Origin of the sequence: Rhizobium tibeticum (assembly GCF_900110205.1) — a bacterium.
GTDB classification, from domain to species: domain Bacteria; phylum Pseudomonadota; class Alphaproteobacteria; order Rhizobiales; family Rhizobiaceae; genus Rhizobium; species Rhizobium tibeticum.
In genome coordinates this window covers 242453-262040 of the sequence record NZ_FOCV01000002.1, presented here as the reverse complement: position 1 = coordinate 262040, position 19588 = coordinate 242453, and the positions used below count along the sequence as shown (strand labels likewise).

19 protein-coding genes and 1 pseudogene are annotated in these 19588 nt (G+C 60.7%); 5 read left to right on the top strand and 15 right to left on the bottom strand.

Annotated elements, in window-relative coordinates; genetic code table 11:
• Positions 1–3: 3 nt before the first annotated feature.
• From BSG20_RS03215 to BSG20_RS03195, 5 genes are all read right to left on the bottom strand, one after another.
• The gene (locus BSG20_RS03215; RefSeq protein ID WP_072371710.1) at positions 4–1098 is read right to left on the bottom strand and encodes an imelysin family protein; all 1095 of its coding nucleotides are present in this window, start codon (positions 1096–1098) and stop codon (positions 4–6) included.
• Complete coding sequence (locus BSG20_RS03210; RefSeq protein WP_072371707.1) at positions 1098–2636, bottom strand: di-heme oxidoreductase family protein; 1539 nt, start codon at positions 2634–2636, stop codon at positions 1098–1100. The genes BSG20_RS03215 and BSG20_RS03210 overlap by 1 nt, the downstream gene beginning before the upstream one ends.
• A gap of 48 nt (positions 2637–2684) precedes the next feature.
• A complete protein-coding gene (locus BSG20_RS03205) occupies positions 2685–3965 on the bottom strand; it encodes an imelysin family protein (protein WP_072371704.1) in 1281 nt (426 codons plus the stop codon).
• 137 nt (positions 3966–4102) lie between these two features.
• The gene (locus tag BSG20_RS03200) at positions 4103–5392 is read right to left on the bottom strand and encodes an RsmB/NOP family class I SAM-dependent RNA methyltransferase (protein WP_072371701.1); all 1290 of its coding nucleotides are present in this window, start codon (positions 5390–5392) and stop codon (positions 4103–4105) included.
• A gap of 155 nt (positions 5393–5547) precedes the next feature.
• Positions 5548–5910, bottom strand: coding sequence for a septal ring lytic transglycosylase RlpA family protein (locus tag BSG20_RS03195; protein ID WP_072371698.1), 363 nt, complete (start codon positions 5908–5910; stop codon positions 5548–5550).
• Between the two features lie 597 nt (positions 5911–6507).
• Here BSG20_RS03195 and BSG20_RS03190 point away from each other — a divergent pair.
• Positions 6508–7722, top strand: coding sequence for an MFS transporter (locus BSG20_RS03190; protein WP_072371695.1), 1215 nt, complete (start codon positions 6508–6510; stop codon positions 7720–7722).
• 8 nt (positions 7723–7730) lie between these two features.
• Here the strand turns inward: BSG20_RS03190 and BSG20_RS03185 are convergent, their stop codons facing one another.
• From BSG20_RS03185 to BSG20_RS03175, 3 genes are read right to left on the bottom strand one after another with little or no spacing between them, the layout of a single operon-like run.
• A complete protein-coding gene (locus BSG20_RS03185; RefSeq protein ID WP_072371693.1) occupies positions 7731–8603 on the bottom strand; it encodes an SDR family oxidoreductase in 873 nt (290 codons plus the stop codon).
• Positions 8603–9751: a tRNA epoxyqueuosine(34) reductase QueG gene (gene queG, locus BSG20_RS03180; protein WP_072371690.1), complete on the bottom strand. Its 1149-nt coding sequence runs from the start codon at positions 9749–9751 to the stop codon at positions 8603–8605. Before queG ends, BSG20_RS03185 begins: the two co-directional genes overlap by 1 nt.
• 12 nt (positions 9752–9763) lie before the next feature.
• Positions 9764–10456 (bottom strand): glutathione S-transferase family protein, encoded by a 693-nt coding sequence (locus BSG20_RS03175; protein ID WP_024317747.1) that lies wholly within the window; start codon positions 10454–10456, stop codon positions 9764–9766.
• 248 nt (positions 10457–10704) lie between these two features.
• On the opposite strand from BSG20_RS03175, the gene BSG20_RS03170 reads away from it, so the two are divergent.
• Entirely contained in the window at positions 10705–11502 is a 798-nt protein-coding gene (locus BSG20_RS03170; RefSeq protein WP_072371687.1) for an undecaprenyl-diphosphate phosphatase, read from the top strand.
• A gap of 152 nt (positions 11503–11654) precedes the next feature.
• On the opposite strand, the gene BSG20_RS36275 is transcribed toward BSG20_RS03170, so the two are convergent.
• The 7 genes from BSG20_RS36275 to dnaN form a co-directional block, all read right to left on the bottom strand.
• Complete coding sequence (locus BSG20_RS36275; RefSeq protein ID WP_007799501.1) at positions 11655–11807, bottom strand: hypothetical protein; 153 nt, start codon at positions 11805–11807, stop codon at positions 11655–11657.
• A gap of 283 nt (positions 11808–12090) precedes the next feature.
• Positions 12091–13071 carry a complex I NDUFA9 subunit family protein gene (locus tag BSG20_RS03160; RefSeq protein ID WP_072371684.1) on the bottom strand — a complete coding sequence of 327 codons (981 nt, stop codon included), beginning with the start codon at positions 13069–13071 and terminating at the stop codon, positions 12091–12093.
• A gap of 112 nt (positions 13072–13183) precedes the next feature.
• Positions 13184–13471 carry a DUF1330 domain-containing protein gene (locus tag BSG20_RS03155; RefSeq protein WP_024317750.1) on the bottom strand — a complete coding sequence of 96 codons (288 nt, stop codon included), beginning with the start codon at positions 13469–13471 and terminating at the stop codon, positions 13184–13186.
• 24 nt (positions 13472–13495) lie between these two features.
• Positions 13496–14191, bottom strand: a complete 696-nt coding sequence (gene pyrF / locus BSG20_RS03150) for an orotidine-5'-phosphate decarboxylase (protein WP_072371680.1) — start codon at positions 14189–14191, stop codon at positions 13496–13498.
• Position 14192: 1 nt separating this feature from the next.
• The gene (locus tag BSG20_RS03145; RefSeq protein ID WP_072371677.1) at positions 14193–14780 is read right to left on the bottom strand and encodes a histidine phosphatase family protein; all 588 of its coding nucleotides are present in this window, start codon (positions 14778–14780) and stop codon (positions 14193–14195) included.
• A 5-nt stretch (positions 14781–14785) separates the two neighbouring features.
• Positions 14786–15379 carry a phospholipid N-methyltransferase PmtA gene (gene pmtA, locus BSG20_RS03140; RefSeq protein ID WP_037114873.1) on the bottom strand — a complete coding sequence of 198 codons (594 nt, stop codon included), beginning with the start codon at positions 15377–15379 and terminating at the stop codon, positions 14786–14788.
• 115 nt (positions 15380–15494) lie between these two features.
• Entirely contained in the window at positions 15495–16613 is a 1119-nt protein-coding gene (gene dnaN, locus BSG20_RS03135) for a DNA polymerase III subunit beta (RefSeq protein WP_072371674.1), read from the bottom strand.
• A 270-nt stretch (positions 16614–16883) separates the two neighbouring features.
• On the opposite strand from dnaN, the gene rsmI reads away from it, so the two are divergent.
• From rsmI to BSG20_RS03120, 3 genes and pseudogenes are all read left to right on the top strand, one after another.
• Complete coding sequence (rsmI, locus tag BSG20_RS03130; RefSeq protein ID WP_072371997.1) at positions 16884–17786, top strand: 16S rRNA (cytidine(1402)-2'-O)-methyltransferase; 903 nt, start codon at positions 16884–16886, stop codon at positions 17784–17786.
• Positions 17776–18144 (top strand): annotated as a pseudogene (locus tag BSG20_RS03125) (YraN family protein). The gene rsmI and the pseudogene BSG20_RS03125 overlap by 11 nt, the downstream one beginning before the upstream one ends.
• 125 nt (positions 18145–18269) lie before the next feature.
• Entirely contained in the window at positions 18270–19568 is a 1299-nt protein-coding gene (locus BSG20_RS03120; protein ID WP_072371671.1) for an extracellular solute-binding protein, read from the top strand.
• Positions 19569–19588 lie beyond the last annotated feature (20 nt).

Genomic DNA, 19588 nt, shown 5'->3' with positions numbered 1-19588 from the left:
GCTTCAATCGCCGTCCGAGAAGGAGAAGCCAGCCGACAGGCCGATCGCGGCGCCGTAGTCATCGCTGATCTTGGTGATCAGTTCGCGCGTGCTGACAAGAAGGGCATCGAGCTTTGCCCTTTCCGCGGTGCTTGTTGCAACCTCGATATCGGGGTTGAGTTTCGGCACGGTGTCGAGCAGCGACTTGAAGCTGGCATCGATCGCGTCGGCGATCGGCTTTTTGTCCGCAGGCAGCAACTCGGCCATCCCGGCCTTTTGCCAGAGCGTCCGCAGTCCCTCTAGGTTGGCCGTCATCGACTTCCAAGTGTTGTTGGAGCGCCAGTAGATCGCCATGCGTGGACGCGGCGTGTTGTCCTTGCCCTTATAGAATTGCTCGAGCCGCTGATCGCGGACGGTTTCCGCGCCGTGAACAAGAATACCAAGCAGGGCGGTCACGGCCTCCTTGTTATCCATGAAGTCTTCGCTTTGCGGGCCGGGATGCTTCCAGCTTGCCTGCACGCCGTCGGGCTTTTCCCAGGCCGCGATGACTTCGCCGGCCTCGCGCTGGATGTTGCCGGCAACCGCCGCGCCATAGAGGCATCGGAAGCTGTTCTTCTGCTTCGTCAGGTCTTCGGAGCCGGTGCCGTGGAGCACGTACTCAAGCGCAGTCAGCCCCTGTAGCGCCACGCTTTTGCCGGCGATCGCGTCGACCGTTGCGTCCTTCGGATCGGCCTTGGCGATCAGAGCCTGAACCTGCTTAAGGCCGACGCCCTTGCGATCAGGATAGAACAGGATGTGCTCGAAGAGATTGTCTTGGATAACTGGTCCGGTCTGAACGATCTCAATGACCGACCAATATCGGATCGTATCATCGAAGGCCGACTTCGCCTTGTCCAGCGTCTGCTGCGTAGCGTCATCGCAGAGGTCCTTCATCGCCGTCGTCAGGCGCGCTGCCGATTGCTGGGCGTTGCGGTAGCCGGGGCGGATCACCTCATCGACTGCCCGCTGCATGACTGCGGGTACCGCTTCCTCGTTCAGGCCGGCCTGCGGTGCAGAGGTCTGGGCGGCAGCGGAAGAAACAAGGGCAAGGGAGAGGAGAAGAGGTTGCCAAAGGCGCATCAAAGGGACTCCAGGAATGTAATCAATGCCTGCCGGTCATCCTTGGGCAGGGATGTAAACGCGTCACGCGCCCTTTGCGCCTCGCCGCCATGCCAGAGAATCGCTTCGGTGAGATTTCTGGCGCGGCCGTCATGGAGGAAAAAGCTGTGCCGGCTGACAGTCTGGGTGAGACCTATACCCCATAGCGGTGGCGTGCGCCATTCACGTCCGCTAGCGCTCCCGACTTGTTGTCCGTCCGCAAGACCCTCGCCCATGTCATGCAGCAGGAAGTCGGAATAGGGCCAGATCAGTTGGAATGACTGGGCCTTGTCGAGGCTGTCGCGGCGCGTGACGAACTTCGGCACGTGGCAGGAAATGCAGCCGCTTTCGTAAAAGATCCTCTTGCCCTGCAGGGTTACCGGAAAGCTCGCCTGACGCCGTGCGGGGACCGCAAGGTTTGCCGAATAGAAAGTGACGAGATCGAGGATCGGACCGGGAGCCTCCTCCCTGCCTAGGCGCTTCTGTACGCCCGTTGGCATCTCCTGGCACTTGGCTTCGGCTTTTGTGCAATCGCCGTGCGGGTCAGGCCGGTCGGGGTTCGAAATGCCAATATCGTTGGAAAAAGCATCGGCGCTCTGATCGCGCACGCTTGCATTCTGGGCCTTCCAGCCGAAGCGCCCGAGCGCAACCTTGCCCGTCCGGTGGTCGCGCACGATCGCCGCCTTGCCATGGATGCCGTCGCCGTTCGCATCGTCCGGATCGGCATGCGCGAGGACATCCGCCTCGGCAATAGCCTCGATCAGGCCCAGCCCGATCATTGCCGGCGCAACGCGTGGCGAGAGCGTCGTGGCCGGGTCAAGCGGTCCGTAACCAAGGTCGGTCACCTCATAGGTCGGCCGACGCAGCAAGACCGTCTCGCCGTCGCCAAACGCTACAGGTTCCTCGGTATAACGGATCGCCATCTTCCCTTCGGAGGGAAGGCCGGGCACCGCGAGATCCTGCAGCTGGTGGCCATAGATAGGATCGGGGAAGTTGACGATCTTGGCCTCGGTAATCGCGCGCTGCTCCTCGGGCGTTGCCGCCGGGCGCGATAGGCGCAGGACCATCGAGGTAGCGCTGACGCCGCCCTCCGGCGGCTTTCCGCGACCGTCGTTCAGGTGACAGCTCATGCAGGAGCGGGCATTGAAGAGCGGCCCTAGGCCATCCGAAGCCTGCGTCGAGGACGGCGCGGAGACCCAGAGCTTCTTGAAGAGCGCGTTCCCGAGGCGGAACGGCTGCTCGTCCTCGAAGGGGATCGTCGCAGAGATATGCGAGAAGGAATCCTGGGTGATCGGATCGATCGATGTGGCACCGCCTGCCTGCATCGCTTCGTATTGTTCGGCCTTGGAGAAATCGTTGGTCGGTCGCGTCACATCGGCGACGCGTTTCATATCTGCGTCGGAAAGGTCGGCTCGCTTTGTCGGGAGATCGAAACCAGACGCCAGAGCGACGGAAAATCCGGCGATCGCGGCGCAAAATGCTACGCTACCGAGAAGACGACGAGCCGGTATGGGAGGCATTTTCGGAGTTCGGGCCGCTCCGCCACACGAAGCGGCCCGCCTTTTCACTTATTGGAAGACCGCGCTAGGATTATCCAAGCTGTCGGAACCTTCAAGCTTCACCGTGCCGAGATCGAGTGCGGCAATAACGCGCTGCACCGACTTTGTCTGGTCGACGAGCCCATCGATAGCCGCCTGAACGACAGCGTTGCCCTTCTTGTTGCCTTCGCCAATCATCTGGTCGTACTTCTCGACGTTCTGACCACGCTTGGCCATGACCTGCATTGCGTCGAGCGTCTTCTTCAGCTTGGCCTGCATTTCCCTGTCGAGCTTCTTGTCCTTGGCTGCGACAAGATCATGCATCGACGGACCGGCCATCTTCGTGCCGTCTACGCGGGTGTAATCGCCCGTGTAAGCGGCGGCGATGCCGATCGCGTCGTTAAGGTGCGAGTTGTAGGTGTTGTCGGAGAAGCAATCGTGCTCTTCTTCCGGATCATGCAGCAGCAGGCCGAGCTTCATGCGCTCGCCGGCCAGCTCACCGTAGGAGAGCGAACCCATGCCGGTCAGGATCGCAACGAGGCCAGCCTTCGGATCGGCTTCCACATGCTTGGTGGCTTCGCCGTCCGCAGCCCAATTGTTGGTCATTTCCTGAAGGTCGGAAACGAGCAGCGTCGAGGCGGACTTCAGATATTCGGCGCGGCGATCGCAATTGCCGTGCGTGCAATTCTTGAGGTCGTAGTCGGTGGCAGGGCGGTTGCCGGCACCGGGGCCGGTTCCGTTCAGATCCTGGCCCCAGAGAAGGAACTCGATGGCGTGGTAGCCCGTTGCGACGTTGGCTTCGACGCCGCCGGCTTCTGCCAGCGTGCCGGACAGGAACTCAGGGGTCAGCTTGGACGCGTCGACATCCTTGCCGTCGATTTTGATGGTCTTGTTGGCAATGACATTGGCGACGTACAGCGAGTTTTCGTCGCTATCGGTACCGTAGGAGGCGTCGACATAATCGATCAGGCCTTCATCGAGTGGCCAGGCGTTAACCTTGCCTTCCCAGTCGTCAACGATCGGGTTGCCGAAACGATAGACTTCCGTCTGCTGATAGGGCACGCGGGCCTTGATCCAGGCGGCGCGAGCGGCCTTCAGCGTTTCGTCTGTCGGATTCTCAAGCATGGCGTCGATGGCAGCGTCGAGGGCCTTGGCCGTCGCCAGCGAGTCTTCGTACTTCGCATGCGCAACTTCGGCGTAATGCTTGACGACTGCAGCAGCATCCGGTGCCGCATAGGCGGGAATGGCGAGCAGGGCGGTTGGGGCTACCGCCAGCGCCACGGCTGCGCAGAAATTCTTGTTGAGTTTCATGATCCTCTCCTGTGCGGACATTCCGTCTGAGGTCCGACGAAAAATCTCTTCGCCCAAAAGCAAACTGGTGTCAAACACTCTAGTTTGGAATGATTTTAAGTGTATTCGCCACCATCGCCGAGCGGCTGAAGTGAGGGTCAGGCCTTACGCTGCATGCGGCAGAAAAAGAAACCGTCCGTATCCGTGGAGGCGGGCGTGAGGGTGATGGTCTTGTCGTCGGACGAGCGGGGACGTGGTCTGTCCTTTCCGAACAAGCCGTCCCACGCCGGCAGGGCGCTGACGATATCGTAGTCGCCATTTTCGGCAGTGAACCGCCGAACCTGGTCCTCGTTCTCCTGCGGCAGCACCGAGCAGGTCACATAGATCAGCTCGCCGCCCGGGCGGACAAAGGCGCTGGCCTGTTTGAGAGCGTCTTTTTGTTGGGCAGTGCGCTCGTCGAGATTCTTGGCGGTCAAACGCCATTTGGTATCGGGTCGCCGCCGCCATGTGCCGGTTCCGGTGCAAGGCGCGTCGACAAGCACCTTGTCGCAGCGCTCGCTGAGGCCCTTCAGCGCCTTGGCGTCGTCATGCACTTGGACATTCCGCGTTCCCGCGCGCCTCAGCCGTTCGATGATCGGGGCAAGCCGCTTGCGATCCGCATCGTAGGCGTGGACCTGGCCCTTGTTGTGCATGGCCGCCGACATGGCGAGCGTCTTGCCGCCGCCCCCCGCGCAATAGTCGAGAACCTGTTCGCCGTCTTTGGGAAGCACGAGATCGGCAACGATCTGCGATCCCTCGTCCTGCACTTCGAACCAGCCTTTTTGGAACGAAAGCTCGGCGGTCACGTTTGGAAGCCGGGAGGCGCCTTCGCCGGCGGGGATCCGGATGCCGTACCGCGCGATCGTCGCCTCCTGCGCGCCGGCTCTTTCGAGCGCCTTGACCGTCTTGTCGCGGGTGGCTTTCAGGATGTTGGCGCGCAAATCGAGCGTGGGACGCCCGGCAAGCGCCTGCGCCTCGGCGAGCCAGTGATCGCCGAAGGCGCTTTCAAAGGAGGACTGGACCCATTCGGGAATATCGCCCTGAACATGAGCGGGGGCATCGGCCAGCAGGCGGTTGTTGAAGGCGGATAGCGCCGCTTCCGAAAGCGGGCTGGGTGCGAACTTGTCGTCCGTAAGTTCCGCGGCGAGGGTTTCCGGCGTGAAGCTCCACTGCCGGAACATCACCGCATAGGCGATCGCGGATGCACTGTCATCGTCCATCAGCCAGGCGTGCGAGAGGCGCATACGAAGCGCATCATAGACAATATTGCCGATCGCCGCGCGATCCCCGGATCCGGCAAACCGATGGGCGAGGCCCCAGTCCTTCAATGCATCGGCGACAGGCCGTCTGCGGGCATCGATATCTGCAAGAACCGAAATCGCCCCTTCGAGCCGTCCGCCCAAACGCATTCACACAGCTCCTAGTGGCCTCGGGTCAAAATTCCAGGCTTGTGAACAATCTGCAGGAAGCGCAACAGACGCAGCAGATTGTACACAAGTCTTCAATCGCGTCCTACTCGCGATTGGCGGCAAGAGCAAGCGACGGCGTCGGGCCGACCGATGTTTTAGCCTATGACCTCGTAGCAGACCTTCGCAGTGCCGCTGCTGACCATACCAATGTTCTGGGCGGCGGCGCGGGAGAGATCGAGGACGCGGCCACGAATGAATGGGCCACGATCGTTGACGCGGACGACGACACTGCGTCCGTTTTTGCGGTTGGTCACTTTCAGCTTCGTGCCAAATGCCAGTGAACGATGTGCTGCAGTATTGACGGTCGGGTTCATACGTTCCCCGGAAGCGGTTTTGGAGCGAAGTGCGTACCATGATGCGCCACCGCAACCATTTGCAGCAAATCCTTCAACGGGAAGGATGGTAGAACAGGCTGCAATCGTTGCTGCTGCGATAACAGAACGGCAAATTTTCTTCAAAACGGATTGTCCCCTCAACTGTTGAACTCGCGCCTTGTGGGCGGTGGGAGGGTTGAATCCGGCCAAGTGTGGCGAAAAAGTGCCTCCATTTATCACGGAATATTACAAAGTGTAATATTTGTGAGGACTAGATGCGCGACATGGAGCCGCAGAAAATCAAGAACATGGGAAAAAAGATAATGAAATCAAGTAAAATTCGAACGATTTTTGCCAGAGCAAATCCACGCAACCCATGATCACAAAATTAACGAAAATAATTTTGCGCGATTGCCATAATTAATGCCTCATTTGAGCAAATTCAGGGGCCGTTAACCATAAGTCGGTGCAAGATTATGTGCGCCGTGCAAGCGAGGTAGGAATTTTCTACCCTTCACAGAACCGTTTGCGGCCCCAAGTGAACAACCATAGGAAGTAAATTCTGCCGCCGCTCTCCCTGGCAGATCGTGATGCGTAAACCGACGCTCACCGCTGCAGCATCATCTAAAATGCGATGGGCGTTGTCGAAAACACGGATAATCAAACGTCTTTACCTTGCGAGCGCGCAAAGCGGTAGCTGTGGTGCGCGCCTCGTTCCATTTGGGCAGGGAGGCTGCGAAGTTGAGCATATCCTATCGTTGGATTATTGTTGCTGCGGGGGCATTGATGACCTGCGTTGCGCTTGGCGCGATGTTCTCACTGGCGATCTTCCAGGAGCCCATCGCAATCGAGACCGGATGGTCACACGCGGGCATCGCGACGGCGATGACGCTCAATTTCATTGTTATGGGGATTGGTGGCTTTCTCTGGGGCACCGCAAGCGATCGCTTTGGTCCGCGCGTTGTCGTTCTGATCGGCGCCGGCGGCCTCGGGCTGGCGCTTGTGTTGGCGAGCCGCGCCGAGTCCCTTCTGCAATTTCAGCTGACCTACGGCATTCTGGTGGGGTTTGCCGCCAGCACGTTCTTTGCACCGATGATCGCGACCACGACAGGTTGGTTCGAGGAGAACCGCAGCCTTGCCGTCTCATTGGTATCTGCCGGCATGGGTGTCGCGCCGATGACGATCTCGCCCTTCGCGCGCTGGCTCATTTCCGCCTACGATTGGCGAACCGCGATGCTGCTGATCGGTATTGCTGCCTGGGTCCTGCTGATACCGGCAGCCCTGCTCGTTCGGCGTCCGCCGGCGGCAGCCGGCGACGGCGCAGCCACCGCTACCGCGAGCGGCGAGCAACCGTCACTCTTGCGGGTGTTCCGGTCGCCGCAATTCATTGTGCTCGGCCTGACGTTCTTCGCCTGCTGCGCGGCGCATTCCGGCCCGATCTTCCACATGGTCAGCTATGCCACGATCTGCGGCATAGCACCGATGGCCGCCGTCAGTATCTACAGCGTCGAGGGGCTTGCGGGGCTCGGCGGCCGACTTCTCTATGGTGGGCTTGCCGACAGGATCGGGGTGAAGCCCGTCCTCGTCGCCGGCCTGGTCGTCCAGGCGATCGCGCTGGCAACCTACCTCTTCGTCAGCCGGCTCGGCGAATTCTACGTCCTCGCGATTATCTTCGGCAGCGCCTATGGCGGCGTGATGCCGCTTTATGCCGTGCTTGCTCGGGAATATTTCGGGCCGCGCATCGTCGGTACTGTGTTTGGCGCAGCCACGATGCTCTCCAGCCTCGGCACGGCCTTTGGCCCTCTGATCGGTGGCTGGATCTTCGACACGTTCGCCAACTACTCTTGGCTTTTCATCGGATCCGCGCTGGTCGGGCTGGGGGCAGCGGCGATAGCACTGGCATTCCCGCCGCTCGCCCAGGCAAAGGCCGAGCCGGCCCTTGGCATATCCGCATGAAGCGTCAGCTAGCCGCGCCAGCTGTTGCTCTGCATCAGCTGCGCGAGCGAGGCGGGATAGATCGGGAAGGCGAACGTAAAGCCCGCTGCCTTCAGCTTGGCGTTCGAGACCCGTTTGTTCTCGCCGTAGAAGGACCGCGCCATCGGCGTCAGTTCAGCCGTCTCGAAAGGCTGCTCCGGCGGCGGCGCAACGCCCATCAGGCGTGCGGCCTCGACAATGACGTCCTGTGGCGGGCCGGGCAGGTCGTCCGTCACGTTATATATGCCGCCGAGCCCGCGCTCGGCGAGAAACCGCGTGGCCGCCCCGATATCCTCCACCCGGATCCGGTTGAAGACCTGATCCTTCTTGATCAGCCGTCGGGCCGTGCCGCGTTTCAGATTGCAAAAGGCATTGCGGCCCGGGCCATAGATGCCGGATAGGCGGAGAACTGCCGCCGGGATGTGGCCCTCAGCGCCGATCGCCATCCAGCTGTCTTCCGCTTCCAGTCGCTCCTTCGACCGTCCGGAAACTGGCGTGCACGACGTTTCTTCGGTTACCCAACCGCCCTTGTGATCTCCGTAGACGCCCACCGTCGAGAGGTAGCCGATCCACTGAAGCTTGGGCATCATCTCCCGCAAGCGATCGCCCGCCAGCTTGATCAGCGGATCGCCATTCTCCCGCGGCGCAATGGATTGGACGAGGTGGGTCGCGTCCTGCATTGCCTTGCTCAATTCCTTGTCCAGTACCTCGCCGTCGAAAACGAAAGCGTCGATCCCCTGGCCACGCAGGGCAGCTGCCTTGTCGTTCGAGCGTGTCGTACCTGAGACGCGCACGCCGTCTGCCATGAAAGCCTTGGCGATTGCCGTGCCCGAATAGCCGCAGCCGAAAATCATCACATGCATCAAACTGCTCCCGCCAAGCGCCACTCGTCCAGGACATCGCTGTCCGACTCATCCGCCCTTTGTGCCGCAAAGGCAGAAAATTCTCCAGCCTCGAGAAGGCGCGAGAGCGCCCAAACCGCCATGCCACGCACGACGGGGGAGGCATCCCGCGACAGTGCCCGACATCGGTCGACAAATCGGCGATCGCCCGAATTGCCGGCGGCGATGAGCACATTCCGGATGAACCGATCGCGGCCAATGCGCTTGACCGGCGAGCCGCTGAAGAAGGCGCGGAAGCCGGCGTCGTCGAGGCTGAGCAGGTCCTCGATTGATGGCTCCTTCAAGTCCTCTCGGGCCTGCAGCTTCATTTCGGAAGCCTCATGGGCAAATTTGTTCCATGGGCAGGCGGCAAGGCAATCGTCGCAACCATAGATTCGATTGCCAATCGGTGGCCGCAACGCCGGATCGATCGGTCCCTTGTGTTCTATCGTGAGGTAGGAGATGCAGCGTCGCGCGTCGATCTGGTAGGGACCGGGAAAGGCATTGGTCGGACAGATATCGAGACAGGCGCGGCAGGAGCCGCAGTGATCTATCTCTGGCGCGTCCGTGTTCAGGTCCGCGGTCGTGAACATGGAACCGAGGAAAAGCCAGGAGCCGTGCTCGCGGCTTACGAGGTTCGTGTGCTTGCCCTGCCAGCCGAGGCCGGCCGCGGCCGCCAAGGGCTTCTCCATCACCGGGGCTGTGTCGACAAAGACCTTCACGTCTGCGCCGGCGCGCGCTGCAAAGCGCGTCGCGATCTCCTTCAATCGCCCCTTGATGACATCGTGATAGTCGCGATTGCGCGCGTAGACCGAGATCGCAGCCTTGTCGGACTTTGCCAGAATCTCGCGGGGATCGTCCTCTGGCCCATAATTGAGGCCGAAGACGACGATCGAGCGGACATCGCTCCAGAGAGTGCGCGGATCGCCGCGCCTGTCGCGGGTTTGCGCCATCCACTCCATCGTTCCATGCCGCCCGGCGTCGATGAACTCGCCAAGCCGCTCCTTGGCCTGCGGGATGGCGTCCGGTCGCGTGACGCGACAGAGGTCGAAACCCAACGCCTTTGCCTCCGCCCGAACGAAGGCAGTGAGGGTATCGCGGCGTCTCTGTTCCTTGTTTTCTGTGGCCATCGAAGGCCCTCGTCAGAAATCCAGATCGGCGTAGTGCGAAACCGGTGTCAGTCCCCGCACGCGCTCGGTAAGCAGCGGTCGGAAGGATGGGCGCGACTTCAGGCGCTGATACCAATCCTTGACAACAGGAGCTTCCGACCAGTCGATTTCGCCGAGATAATCGAGAATGGAAACTGCTGAGGCAGCGGCCAGATCGGCATAGCTCATTCGGTCACCGGCCAGCCACTGGCGTGAGCCTGCAAGCCATGTCAGGTATTTCATGTGCTGGCGGATATTCGCCCGTGCCGTGCGAAGGATCTTAGAATCCGGCGCACCACCACCCTGATCCGCCGTCATCTGCAGTTTATAGACGCGCTCGCGGGCAAGCGGCTTGGTCACGTCGGTTTCCATCTTCTGCATGAACCACTCTGTCAGCCGACGAATTTCGGCGCGCTGGAATGGATCTTCGGCCAGCAGCCGGCGATCGCGCTTCAGGACGCCGTGCGTCTCGTCGAGATACTCGGAGATCACAGCGGCGCCACACAGTGCCCGCATGCTGTCATCGACGTAGACCGGCAATGTTCCGGCTGGGTTCAGTGCGAGGAAATCCCGGCGCTTCTCCCATGTCTGCTCCTCGATCAGGTCCGTCTGATAGCCGTACTCCGTCAGGATCAACCGAACGAAGCGTGATGCGGATGACATGGGGTGATGGTAGAGCGTGGGCATCGATTCTCGAATTTTTTGATGGGTGTTGTGCGTTGCGGAAGCGCGATAATCATAGCGCCCTAGTCATGACTCATTCGTTGAAGCTATAGGAGCTTGGCCCTTCCAATACAAGCGAGTCGGATTGCGGACCGCCTGACAAAGGACGTGGACGTGCCCGAAAAACTGATTTTTGCTTCTCGCCCTGTCTTCGTCACTTCCAGACGCCATAACCCCAACGAAAGCCCGACCAAACTCCACGGAGAGAATTCATGGATTATGTAAACTCTATAATTCTAGGCATAATAGAGGGAATTACCGAGTTTCTGCCGATTTCGAGCACCGGCCACCTCATCATTGCGGAGCAATGGCTCGGCCACCGGTCGGATATGTTCAATATCGTTATTCAGGCAGGCGCCATCCTCGCCGTCACGATCATTTACTGGCGTCGGCTATTGGACCTGTTGCTCGGATGGCGGGATCCGCGGAACCGCACCTACGCCGCCAAACTGATCGTCGCGTTTCTCATCACGGCGATCCTCGGACTTGTCGTCAAGAAGCTCGGCTTTCAGCTGCCTGAGACTGCGACGCCGATCGCCTGGGCGCTGATCATTGGCGGTGTCTGGATGATGTTTGCCGAATGGGCAGCTGCCCGCCGGCCGCCGCACAAGGAGATAACCTGGCTCGTTGCCATCTTGGTCGGCATTGCCCAGGTGGTTGCCGGCGTCTTCCCGGGAACGTCACGCTCCGGCGCCACGATTTTCGTCGCCATGCTGGCAGGCACGGGCAATCGGGCCGCGGCGACAGAATTCGCTTTTCTCGTCGGTATCCCGACCATGTATGCCGCGAGTGCCTTTGAATTGCTGAAGACGTTCAAGGATGGTGGAGCAGCAAACGAGGATTGGACCGGCCTCGGGATCGCCTTCGCCGTTTCCACGGTGGTCGCGTTCATCGCCGTGAAATGGCTGCTATCCTATATCCGGAGCAATCGGTTTACAGTGTTTGCGATCTACCGCATCATTCTCGGAGTTGTTCTGCTCGGCATGGCAGCGTCCGGCATGATTGCCTGATACGATTGCCGCATTTGCGCAATCCATGGCGCGAATGCGGATTTAATCCGCCATTGTTTCCCGTGAGCGGGAAACAATGAACTCACAGCTTAAAGCGCAATGCTTCAGGCGTTCTGTTCGGGTAATGCCGGCGCCGAGGCGCCGGTCTTTCGTCACCGGCTGATGGAGCCGGTCTCGCAGGGATCAACGCCGTAGGCTGGCGAGCACTCGCCCTTCACCGCTGCAACCGAACCGGGTGCAATGAAGGAGCCTGCCAGAATTACCAGCGCCGCACACGCAAACAGGAGCGCGATTGACCTACCCATCGAAGAAAGCCTTTCAAAAGTCGTTAGCGCGCCGTCAAAGGCGCTGAGTCCATTGGGAGACGCGCGGGGTGTGTAGTCAGTGGAGTGACAAATAGCAATAAATGTTCCTGCTAAATTTGGTGTTAATTCCGCTAATTTTTACGTGCGGCTTTTATGCAACTTATGCCCGTTCGGCGCCGGGAGAAAAGCGTGCACAACTTGCGCGATTCTGAAAGACCCTTCCACGAAAAACACCGCCCGCGAAGATCGCGAGCGGCGTGGTATGCTGGGGAGTAGGATGCCCTCAGGCGGCCTTGCCTGATCCGGTATACTGACCGTGCGGACGATACTGCACGAGATACGAACCAATGACCGAACTCACCAGGGTTGGTGTGACGCCGATGCCCTTCAAGGTACGGTCTTCGGCTTCCGCGTCCTTCGAAACAATATTGTCCTTCTTCAGCAGGCGCACCTGGTCGGCCGTGATCGGCGGTGTGATGAACGGAACGAGCGAGGCGATGCTGCCGATGAGCGACGCGATGCCGAAGGGGATCGAAACCAAACGATTCTTGCGCCAGGTTGCCTTGAGCATGATCTCGAGACATTCACGGAACGTCAGCACTTCAGGTCCGCCAAGCTCGTAGACTTCGCCCGCGGCCACCGTGCCCTCCACAGCCTTGGCAACGGCTTCGGCAACGTCCACGACGTAGACCGGCTGGAATTTCGTTTTGCCGCCGCCGATCAGTGGCAGAACGGGTGCGATGCGCGCCATGTCGGCAAATTTGTTGAAGAAGCTGTCCTCGGGACCGAAGACGACTGATGGACGGTAGATGATGGCATCCGGCTTGATCGCGTGGATCGCTGCTTCGGCGCGACCCTTGGTGCGGGCGTATCCGGAGTCGGAATGCGCGTGCGCGCCGATCGCCGAGATGTGGATCAGCTTGGCGCCGACGGCGCGGGCCGCTTCAGCGACGGCACGGGCGCCGAATTCCTGAACTGCCTCGAACGAGTTGCGGCCCGCTTCGTGCAGGATGCCGACGCAGTTGACGACGTAGTCGGCGCCTTCGACGGCGCGATCGACGGAGTTGCGGTAGCGCAGGTTCGCCTGGACGAAGGATATCTGCCCGACATTGCCGAGCGGCTGCAGGAAGCCGGCGAGATCCGGGCGGCGAACGGCAACGCGGATGCGGTAGCCGCGCTTTGCGAGCGTGCGCACGATATGCCTGCCGATGAAGCCGGACCCTCCGAACACGGTGACGAGTGGCGGCAGGTTGGCAAGGGTCATGACAGGCTCCTCGAAAGGCTCAGTTGTGTGATCGATCTGGTTTCGTCTTAGACCAATCGCGGCGCGACGAAAAGGGCCATCGCGCCGCAGTTCTCAGGGCCGAAAATTTGCCTCAGATGCCTTCGACGACGACCATCTCGGCATCAGCGATTTCCTGGCGGATTTTGGCGGCGATCTGGTATTCCGGCGAATTGTAGCAATCGACGGCGTGCTGCATCGAGGGGAATTCGATCACGACGTTGCGCGCCCGCGCCTTGCCCTCGAGCTCGGTGATCGCGCCGCCGCGGGCGAGAAAGTTGGCGCCATACTTCTCGAAGGCCGGCTTGGCGGCCGCAACATAGTCCTTGTAGCGCTCGGTCTCGCGAACATCGACGCGTGCGATCCAGTATCCTTTTGCCATCTCAATGCTCCCTGGCTCGGTTGATTATTGAAGGGCCGCCGACATTTCGGCGAGGATTGCCCGAGCCGCTTCCTTGGGATCAGCAGCCTTGACGATCGGGCGGGCGACGACGAGATGGCTGGAGCCGGCCTTCAGTGCCGCGGCCGGCGTCATCACGCGTTTCTGGTCGCCCTTGTCGCTGCCGGCGGGGCGGATGCCCGGTGTGACAAGCGCCATATCGGGGCCGATGATCTTGCGGACGGCGGACGCTTCCTCGGCGGAGCAGACGATGCCGCCCATGCCGGCAAGGTGCGCTTGTTCGGCGCGGCGCAGCACGAGGGTATGGGGATCATACTCGTAACCAGCCGCGATCAGGTCTTGCTCATCCATCGACGTCAGCACGGTCACGCCGAGCAAGCAGAGCTCGGATCCCTTGGCGGCCTCGACCGCAGCTTTCATCGCCTTCGGATAGGCGTGCAGCGTCAGCATCGACATCCCCATCTTGACGATGTTCTCGACGCCTGAGGCGACCGTGTTGTCGATGTCGAGCAGCTTCATGTCGAGGAAGATCTTCTTGCCGCTCTTGGCAAGGTCGCGCGCAAATTCCAGGCCGCCGGCAAAGGCAAGCTGATAGCCGATCTTGTAGAAAACGACGTCGTCGCCAAGCATAGCGACGATCTTCTCAGCCTCGCCAAGCGTTGGAACATCCAGCCCGACGATCAGCCGCTCGCGTGCATCCATGTCACATCCATCCCCGCCACTCTTCGATAGTCGTCCAGTCGCACGATGGGCGCCGATCCGCAAGGCTGAAACAGTAGAGATTGCCGCCGCCTCCCGGCTGGTCGCCGTCGCGCCGGATCGGGCGGCCCTGCAAATAGCACTTCAGCAAGGTTCCCACGCCTCCGTGGCCCACGAATGCAATGGGCAGGGCGGGGTCATGCCAAGCGAGGACATCGGTGACGGCCGATACGATCCGCCGTTGGGCATCGATTGCCCGTTCCCAACCTCTGAAGCTCTCTTCGGGATGCGCAAAGAACCAGTCGGCCGCCTTCTCGAATTCCGGCGGCGGCAGGAAACCGGTGGCCGAGCGGTCGTTCTCGTGCATGCCGTGGACGATCTCGACGGGCACCCCTGCAGCGACGGCAAGGATCTCCGCGGTCTCGATCGCTTTCGTCTCGTCGCTGGAAACGATGCGCCGCAGTTGCGGTACCCAACTGCTTTCGGCTGCCTTGCGGGTGCGCGCGGCACCCATCTCCGACAATCCCCATTTGGGCACGGGAACGGCCGGATCGATCGTCACTTGCGGATGGGTGATGTAGAGGCCAAGCACCGGGTTCAGCCGCGCCGGTAGATCCAGAGCTGCGCCGGCGGGATGTTGCGAACGATGAAGTCGAAGTGCTGGATGTGATAGCGATCCGGCCGGGCAATGATCGGCGACACCGGGCCGTAGGAAATCTGCACGACAGGCCGGCCCGCCGGCAGGCGGTCGAGCAGGCTTTCCAAAAGCGCGATGCGCGCCTGCATCGGGAAGTTCAGGAGCGGAACGGCGGAAACGACGGAATCGAAGGTCTGACCCTTCAGGTCACCGAGCGTCTTGTCGAGGTTGAACGCATCGCCATTGATGAAGTTCACGCCTGGATAGAGCCGGACCAGGTGCTCGTAGAAATCCGTCGAATACTCGACGGCGACCAGATTTTCCGGCTTTACCCCGCGCCCGAGGATTGCCTTGGTGATCGCCCCGGTGCCGGGTCCAAGCTCGAGAACCGGCAAGCCCGAGTGAAGGTTGACGACGCTCGCCATTTTGCGCGCGGTGATGGAAGAGGTGGGAACGATCGAACCGACGGTCTTCGGCCCCTGCATCATTCCCTTGAAGAAGCGGATCTCCTCATCGAACTTCTTGCCCAGCCGTTCCTTCAGGCGCAACGCCATGCCGTCCTCCTAGATATGCAACCAGCAGCCCGGTCCCTAATTGCGGCCAGTCGGCACGAAAAACAAGACCCGACGTCGCAATTGACAAAATTTGCGTAGTAAATACGACGCGCGCCTAGACGCGCATCGGCATCAGCACATAGAGAGCGTCGTCACCGGCCGTGTCGCGAATGAGCGTTGGCGAGCCGGCATCGGCGAGCAGGAAGATCGCTTCGTCGCCCGAAAGCTGCGCCGTGATGTCGAGCAGGTACTTCGCGTTGAAGCCGATTTCCATGGCGTCTGTGTCGTAGCCGACCGCGACTTCTTCGGTCGCACTGCCGGAATCCGGGTTGTTGACGGTGAGTAGTAGCTGGCCGTCTGAGAGGGCGAGCTTGACCGCGCGGCCACGCTCGGAGGAGATGGTCGAGACGCGGTCGACGGCCTGCGCGAAGGTCGTGCAGTCGACCCGCATTTCCTTGTCATTGTTGGTCGGGATGACGCGTTGGTAATCGGGGAACGTGCCGTCGATCAGCTTCGAGGTCATGACGATCGAGCCGATGCTGAGACGGATCTTGGCGTCGGAAACTTCGACGGTCACAATCGCGTCGGGTACATCGACAAGCTTCTGCAACTCGCCCACGGTCTTGCGCGGGATGATGATGCCGGGCATGCCTTCCGAGCCTGATGGCGCATCCACGTCGGCCCGGGCGAGGCGGTGGCCGTCGGTTGCAACGGCGCGCAGCTTCAGGTCGCCCTTGCTTTCGATGGTGTGGAAGAAAATGCCGTTCAGATAGTAGCGGGTTTCCTCGGTCGAGATCGCGAACTGCGTGCGATCGATCAGCATCTTGAGGTCGGTCGCCTTCAGCTTGAAGGTATGGCTGAAGGTGCCGGCGGTGAGATCGGGGAAGTCGGATTCCGGCAGGCACTGCAGCGAGAACTTGGAGCGGCCGGACTGAACCGTCATCGAGCCGCCGTCGGTGCTGGTCGCAAGCAGCACTTCAGAACCGTCCGGCAGCTTGCGCACGATGTCGTAAAGAAGATGCGCGGGAACGGTCGTTGCGCCCGCCTGTTCGACGTTGGCAGGCGTCGCCTCGGTCACTTCGAGGTCTAGGTCGGTTGCCTTCATGTCCAGGTTCTGGCCGTCGGCACGCAGCAGGATGTTGGACAGGATCGGGATTGTGTTCCGGCGTTCGACCACGCGATGCACGTGGTTCAGCGACTTCAAAAGGTTGGACCGCTCAATTGTAATACGCATGGGATGCTACCGCTTTCGACCGTTACTGCTTGGGCGCGCATGTCGCGCGCCGCAAGGAATGCTTTTGCCCAAAAGGGACCGGAGAGTGGACAGGCAAAATGGCAGAATTTTGCGACGGATTGCAAGAGGCGCAAACGGAAGCGTCGATGCAATTGCCGTTTTCCCGCGCAATGCTCACAGAAATTGCAGCGGCCTTGCCGAACTGCAAGGCCTCGCCCATAAAGGCGCGAAGCCAAAGAAAGTGGAAGTACCTTGAGCAACGACGATGTGATGGCCGAAGGCGGCAGGCAACGCAGCTTCCGCCTGCACAATATGTCCATTCCGGCACGGCCATTGGAGCCGGCGCTGTATCTCGTCGCAACGCCGATCGGCAATCTCGGCGACATCACCTTGCGCGCACTGGAAACGCTTGCCGGTGCCGATGTGCTGGCCTGCGAGGACACGCGCGTCACCCGCGTGCTGCTGGACCGCTACGGCATTCAGAACCGCCCCTACGCCTATCACGAGCACAATGCCGAGGAGGCTGGCCCGCGACTGATGCAGGCGCTGGAGGCCGGCAAATCCGTCGCTCTTGTATCTGACGCAGGGACGCCCCTGGTCTCAGACCCCGGCTATCGTCTCGCACAGAGCGCCATCGAGGCAGGTTATCGCGTCGTGCCCATTCCCGGTGCGTCCGCCCCGCTTGCCGCTCTGGTTGGCTCCGGCCTGCCCAACGATGCCTTTCTCTTCGCCGGTTTTCTGCCGACCAAAGACAAGGCGCGTCGCGATCGTCTGGCTGAGTTCGTAGCCGTTTCCGCAACACTGATGTTCTTTGAATCGCCGCATCGCATAGCGGCAACGCTGGCCGCTGCCGCCGATGTGCTCGGCGGTGATCGCGTGGCCTCCGTCTGTCGCGAACTGACCAAGACCTACGAGGAGTTTCGGCGCGGTACGCTGGCGGAGCTTGCTGCACATTATGCCGATGTCGACAGCGTCAAAGGCGAGATCGTGCTTGTCATTGGTCCGCCACCGGAGCGCCCGGTCGAAGCCGCGGATGTCGATGCGATCCTGACCGACCTAGCCAGGATCCTGCCGACCTCCAAGGCCGCCGCGGAAGCGTCGCGGCTGACGGGTCTTTCCAAGAAGGGACTCTACCAACGGCTTCTCGACATGAAGGGCGGCGATGGGCGATAGGGCTGCCGCGACCGACCGCCGTAAGGCGCTTGGCGGGGCCATGTCTCCCGAGTATTTGGCTGCTCTCTACCTCATGCTGAAGGGTTGTCGAATCGTCGCCCTTCGCTCTTGCACCAAGCTTGGTGAGATCGACATCGTTGCACGCAAGCGCAATCTGGCGATATTCGTGGAAGTGAAGGTGCGTCGCGAGGAGATGAGCGCCATCGACGCAGCGCCGTGAACGGCACAAAATCGGATCAGAGCGGCCAGCGATCTGTGGTTGGCGCGCCAACGCGATTATGCTGTGCTTTCGAAGCGTTACGATATCGTGGCCATCCTGCCGGGCCGCTTGCCTCGCCATCTTCCGAACGCCTTCTGATGCCGATTGCAATCGTGTGCAAAAAGCCATCGATGTAACACTCCTGTCATCAAACCATTAAGGAGGCGTCATGGAAGGCCTCTATTGCACTCCTCACCCCAATAACTGGTGGAGAGGGATTAGCCATGTTCAAGAAAATTTCGATGGCGGCCATGGCCGTAAGCTTTTCGGCATCGTCGTCCTTTGCTGCGACCAACATCACGTGGTGGCACGGCATGGGCGGGCGCAACGGCGAAGTCATCAATGAGGTTGCACAGAAGTTCAACGCTTCGCAGTCTGCCTGCGCCATGACCCCGGTCAGCAAGGGCACCTACGAAGAAGCGCTTGCGGCTGGCATCGCCGCATTCCGCTCCGGCGAGCAGCCGAACATTCTGCAGGTCTTCGACGCAGGTGCTGCCACCATCATCAACGCCAAGGGCGCGGTCGTTCCGGCCGAAGATCTGATCAAGAACGCCGGCTACAAGTTCGACCGCAATGCCTTCATTCCGGGTGTTCGCTATTTCTACGCTGCTGCTGACGGCAAATTCGTCGGCATGCCCTTCAACTCTTCCGCTCCGATCATGTACACCAATCCGGAAGCGCTGAAAAAGGCAGGCGTCGAAGCCCCGAAGACCTGGGAAGAGTTCGAGGCGATCGCGCCGAAGCTCAAGGCCGCCGGCTATATCCCGCTCGTCCAGTCGCAGCTGACCTGGGAGTTCACCGAGAACTTCTTCGCGCGCAACAACATCCAGTTCGCCACCAACAACAACGGCTACGACAGCGTCGTCGACACCAAGCTCAAGGTCACCGACCCGAACCTCATCATGATGTTCGACAAGCTGAAGGCCTGGTCTGACGAAGGCTACTTCAAGTACTACGGCGCCGGCTGGAGCGACAACCAGAAGCCCTTCGAAGAAGGCAAGGTCGCTCTCTGGATCGGTTCCTCGGGTTCGTTCGGCGGCCTCAAGAAGACGGCAACCATGCCCTTCTCGGCAACCTTCCTGCCGTACTGGGGTTCGATCAAGGGCGCTGGCACCCATAGCTTCATCGGCGGCGCTGCACTCTTTGCCATGTCGGGCACGTCGGCTGAAGAGAACAAGTGCGTTGCGGACTTCTTCCAGTTCCTGACCTCGCCCGAGATCCAGAAGTTCTACCACCAGGCAACCGGCTACGTCGCAATCACCGAGGCAGCTTACGAGCTCGCCAAGAAGGAAGGCTACTACGACAAGGAGCCGGTGGCTGAAGTCGGCATCAAGCAGCTGAAGCTGGAGGACGGCGCATGGTCGAAGGGCTATCGCCTCGGTTTCTACCCGCAGATCCGCGAAATCATGGAACGCGAATATGGCCGTATTTTCTCGGGCGAAACCTCCGTCAAGGACGCTTTCGACACGATCGAGAATGAAGGCAACCAGCTGCTCGCGCGTTTCGCCAAGACCGCCGGCTGATCTCGTCCATCGCTGACAAC

Bases quoted from the DNA above. Each gene is read 5' to 3' on its own strand.
- BSG20_RS03215 (WP_072371710.1), bottom strand. From the start codon at position 1,098: ATGCGCCTTTGGCAACCTCTTCTCCTCTCCCTTGCCCTTGTTTCTTCC.
- BSG20_RS03210 (WP_072371707.1), bottom strand. From the start codon at position 2,636: ATGCCTCCCATACCGGCTCGTCGTCTTCTCGGTAGCGTAGCATTTTGC.
- BSG20_RS03205 (WP_072371704.1), bottom strand. From the start codon at position 3,965: ATGAAACTCAACAAGAATTTCTGCGCAGCCGTGGCGCTGGCGGTAGCC.
- BSG20_RS03200 (WP_072371701.1), bottom strand. From the start codon at position 5,392: ATGCGTTTGGGCGGACGGCTCGAAGGGGCGATTTCGGTTCTTGCAGAT.
- BSG20_RS03185 (WP_072371693.1), bottom strand. From the start codon at position 8,603: ATGCATGTGATGATTTTCGGCTGCGGCTATTCGGGCACGGCAATCGCC.
- queG (WP_072371690.1), bottom strand. From the start codon at position 9,751: ATGGCCACAGAAAACAAGGAACAGAGACGCCGCGATACCCTCACTGCC.
- BSG20_RS03175 (WP_024317747.1), bottom strand. From the start codon at position 10,456: ATGCCCACGCTCTACCATCACCCCATGTCATCCGCATCACGCTTCGTT.
- BSG20_RS03170 (WP_072371687.1), top strand. From the start codon at position 10,705: ATGGATTATGTAAACTCTATAATTCTAGGCATAATAGAGGGAATTACC.
- BSG20_RS36275 (WP_007799501.1), bottom strand. From the start codon at position 11,807: ATGGGTAGGTCAATCGCGCTCCTGTTTGCGTGTGCGGCGCTGGTAATT.
- BSG20_RS03160 (WP_072371684.1), bottom strand. From the start codon at position 13,071: ATGACCCTTGCCAACCTGCCGCCACTCGTCACCGTGTTCGGAGGGTCC.
- BSG20_RS03155 (WP_024317750.1), bottom strand. From the start codon at position 13,471: ATGGCAAAAGGATACTGGATCGCACGCGTCGATGTTCGCGAGACCGAG.
- pyrF (WP_072371680.1), bottom strand. From the start codon at position 14,191: ATGGATGCACGCGAGCGGCTGATCGTCGGGCTGGATGTTCCAACGCTT.
- pmtA (WP_037114873.1), bottom strand. From the start codon at position 15,379: ATGGCGTTGCGCCTGAAGGAACGGCTGGGCAAGAAGTTCGATGAGGAG.
- dnaN (WP_072371674.1), bottom strand. From the start codon at position 16,613: ATGCGTATTACAATTGAGCGGTCCAACCTTTTGAAGTCGCTGAACCAC.
- rsmI (WP_072371997.1), top strand. From the start codon at position 16,884: ATGGCCGAAGGCGGCAGGCAACGCAGCTTCCGCCTGCACAATATGTCC.
- BSG20_RS03120 (WP_072371671.1), top strand. From the start codon at position 18,270: ATGTTCAAGAAAATTTCGATGGCGGCCATGGCCGTAAGCTTTTCGGCA.